The 3447-nt window shown below is 64.6% G+C and carries 3 protein-coding genes; 1 reads left to right on the top strand and 2 read right to left on the bottom strand.

The annotated features are described in order from the left end of the window. The coding region (locus QOD90_RS16630) for an MMPL family transporter (RefSeq protein ID WP_526351610.1) at window positions 1-2423 on the top strand (2423 nt) is incomplete at its 5' end. A 202-nt stretch (window positions 2424-2625) separates the two neighbouring features. Here QOD90_RS16630 and QOD90_RS16635 read toward each other — a convergent pair. Together QOD90_RS16635 and QOD90_RS16640 are read right to left on the bottom strand one after the other, a co-directional pair. Then, window positions 2626-2766 (bottom strand): helix-turn-helix domain-containing protein, encoded by a 141-nt coding sequence (locus tag QOD90_RS16635; protein ID WP_526351612.1) that lies wholly within the window; start codon window positions 2764-2766, stop codon window positions 2626-2628. 170 nt (window positions 2767-2936) lie between these two features. Next, window positions 2937-3308, bottom strand: coding sequence for a hypothetical protein (locus tag QOD90_RS16640; protein WP_526351614.1), 372 nt, complete (start codon window positions 3306-3308; stop codon window positions 2937-2939). Between the last annotated feature and the right edge of the window lie 139 nt (window positions 3309-3447).

Below are 3447 nucleotides of genomic sequence, written 5' to 3' on the forward strand. Positions count from 1 at the left end.
CGGCGGAAAGGGATCTGCTGTTCATCTCGCTGGCGACCGCCGGTCTGATCGCGGCGATCCTGCTGCTGGTCTACCGCTCGGTGTTCACCGCGCTGCTGCCGTTGCTCGTCATCGGCGTGAGCCTGGGCGTCGGGCGAGGCGTCCTCTCGGCGCTAGGCGAACTGGGCATGCCGGTCTCGCAGTTCACCATCGCGTTCATGACGGTGATCCTGCTTGGCGCAGGCACCGACTATTCGGTGTTCCTGATCAGCCGGTACCACGAGCAACGACGGCAGGGCGTGGCTGTGGATCAGGCCGTGATCAACGCGACGGCGACGATCGGGCGTGTCATCCTGGCCTCGGCGGCGACCGTTGCCCTGGCGTTCCTGGCCATGGCGTTCGCAACGTTGACCATCTTTGCCACCTCGGGCCCCGCGTGTGCGGTGGCGGTACTGGTTGGGTGCCTGGCGACGGTGACGCTGCTGCCGCCGGTGCTGGTGCTGGCGGCCAAGCGCGGCATTGGCGAACCCCGAAAGGACCGGACGCGCGCCTACTGGAACCGGGTCGCGGTGACGGTGGTCCGAAAGCCGGTGCCGCTGTTGGTGTTCAGTCTCGTGCTGCTCCTGGCACTTGGCGGCGTGGCGCTCACACTGCGCATGACCTACGACGACCGCAAGGGGCAACCATCCAGCACTGCCAGCAACGAGGGATATCGCTTGTTGGACAGTCACTTTCCCAAGGACGTCATCATCTCGGAGTTCCTCCTGGTTGAGTCGCCGACGGACCTGCGTACCGGCAGGGGGCTCGCCGATCTCGAGGAAATGGCCTCCCGGGTCTCCCAGATACCCGGGGTCGATCGCATCGTCGGCGTCACCCGCCCGACTGGGAAGCGGCTGGATCAGGCACAGCTGTCGTGGCAGAACGGACAGATCGGCGACAAACTCGCGGATGCCGTCGCCGACGGCGATGCCCGCAAGGGTGATCTGGCGAGGCTGACGGACGGCGCCGATCAGTTGGCCGACGGTCTCACCCGGCTCGATACCAGCGTGCGATCCGCGTTGGGGCCGCTGACCGGTTTGCTCGATCAGGCAAAGCAGGCGGGTCAGACGATTCAGCGCTACCGGCCGGCACTGCAGCAGCTAAATACCATGGGGCCCAACGTCGACCGCATCGTCAAGGACGGGTTGCAGATACGCCCGCTCGCTGAACGGGCGGGAGGCGCGATCGCCGTCATCGAACCGCTGACGGCCACGCTCGGCGCCTCGCCCCTCTGCGCGGCGACACCGGAGTGTGGGGCGTTACGTGACCACGTCCAGACACTGGTGACACTCCGCCAAGACGGTTTCTTCGATCAAATCGCCGATCTGAGCGATGAATTGACCGCGCAGACCTCGAATTCCTCGGTGTCGACGACGATCACCCAGTTGCAGGTCGCCGCGGGCACCCTCGACAGGAGCATGAACGTCCTCGGTGGTCCGGGCGCCGACCCGTCCGCCCAGATCGCACAAATGCAGGGCGGCATCGGACGGCTCGCCTCGGGTGCGCGGGCGCTGGCCGTCGGCGTGCACACCCTGGTCGACAGCAACATCGAAATGCTGGGCGGCATGAGTCAGATTGCGGCACAACTGCAGGACTCGGCGCGCGGCACGGCTGGATCGGACGCGGCGACGGGCTTCTATCTGCCGCCGAATGCGTTGCAGGATCGACAGTTCGCCGACGTTGCCCGGCAATTCATCTCGCCCGACGGAAGAACAGCGCGATTCGTCATCGAGTCCGGCTTCGATCCCTACACCGCCGAGGCGATGACGCTCGGGCAGCACATCACCGACGTCGCAACGGCGGCGACACCCAACACGTCGCTGGCCAACACCAAGGTATCCATTGCGGGATTCCCGGCCATCAACTCCGACATCCAACGGTTGATGGTGCGGGACTTTCTACAACTGGCCATCGCGACCCTCGTCATCGTGGCCTTGATCCTGGTCGCGCTGCTGCGGGCGGTGCTTGCACCGATCTATCTGCTGGCCACCGTCGTGCTCAACTACGCGGCCGCACTGGGCATGGGCGTGTTGGTCTTTCAGTACGGACTGGGCCACGACATCGCGTGGCCCGTCCCGCTGCTATCGTTCATCATCCTCGTGGCTGTGGGAGCCGACTACAACATGCTGCTCATCTCGCGCCTTCGCGAGGAATCGGCCAACAACATCCGAGTGGGAGTGATGCGCACCGTCGCCAGTACCGGCTCGGTCATCACGTCGGCCGGATTGATCTTCGCGGCAAGCATGTTCGGGCTGATGGTGGGCTCTATTGGAATCATGGTGCAGATGGGCTTCATCATCGGATGCGGTCTGCTGCTGGACACGTTCGTCGTGCGTACGCTGACCGTGCCTGCCATCGCGACGCTGCTGGGGGAGGCGAGCTGGTGGCCGATGCACCGCGTGTAGGGGCGCGGACCGCGTCACTTCAGCCGTCCTGGTCGGTCACCCCACCGCCGATGGCAGCCACGCCCACGACGCGGAACGGCGATTTTTGTCGTTCCGGAACGGGGTACTGGCTCAACAGCTCCGCGTCGGGGTCCGAATCTTCTTGTCCCGCACAAGCTGCGCGATCGTGCTGAAGTCCATGGGCCTAATGGCGCTCCCGCGCCTACGGCCCCTTTTCTTCCTGTGGCAACGGCACCCCGGCAACGCGGACAATCCGGGTCGCTAGATGCAAGTTCAGTCGATCCTCGACGTCCTGCAGGTCACGCCCCGAGATGTCGCGACTGCGGCCAAGCCGATACCGCAAATTACAGCAATCGCGACGGCTCTGCCCTGCAAGCCCGCGACTGGGAACGGTTCGCCGACCCGCGCCGCGATCTCGCGCACAGCGCGCGACATCCGGGGGGAACCCATGGCCGCTCGTCGCGTGACTCTGCGCAAACTCGCCCCGACCACGTCGGGTTCTGTAGTCGGCATCTATCGGTAGGCCGCTCCTCGGGGGCAGAGGAGCACGAGGCCGTCAGCCATCGCGTAGAGCTTCTTGCGCCAGATCCGGAAGTGCTTGTTCTCCGTATCGTCGACGCCGGGCAACAACTCTGGGTTGGAATTGGCGTCGGGATTCCACTGCTGCACGACCATGTCGTAGGCGAACAACTGGTTGCCGTCCCCGCCGGTGCCGTGGGTATTGCTCGACGCGACCCAGAACTCGTCCGCCCTCACATCGTTGAAATGGGCAGGGAATTCGTAGCCGCCTCCGTCGACGGGCGATCGATGTGCAGCCAACGGCATGGTTTGGGTCCACGGCTGGGAGAAGCCTTCGAAGTGAAGGCTCAGTCTCAGTGACGCCATTGCGGTGTTTTCCATTTCGTGCATTTCCGACTTATCGCTGGTAGTTGCCTGTGAAGCATGAGAACGGTCGTTCGTTGGGGGCGTGGGTCCTGTTACACGAAGTGCTGCAGCAGGACATGACGATGTCACGACCGAGGCT

This window comes from Mycobacterium sp., assembly GCF_032161845.1.
Taxonomy (GTDB): Bacteria; Actinomycetota; Actinomycetes; order Mycobacteriales; family Mycobacteriaceae; genus Mycobacterium.

Coding starts and splice junctions, on each gene's coding strand:
- QOD90_RS16640 (WP_526351614.1), bottom strand. CDS start 3,308: ATGGCGTCACTGAGACTGAGCCTTCACTTCGAAGGCTTCTCCCAGCCG.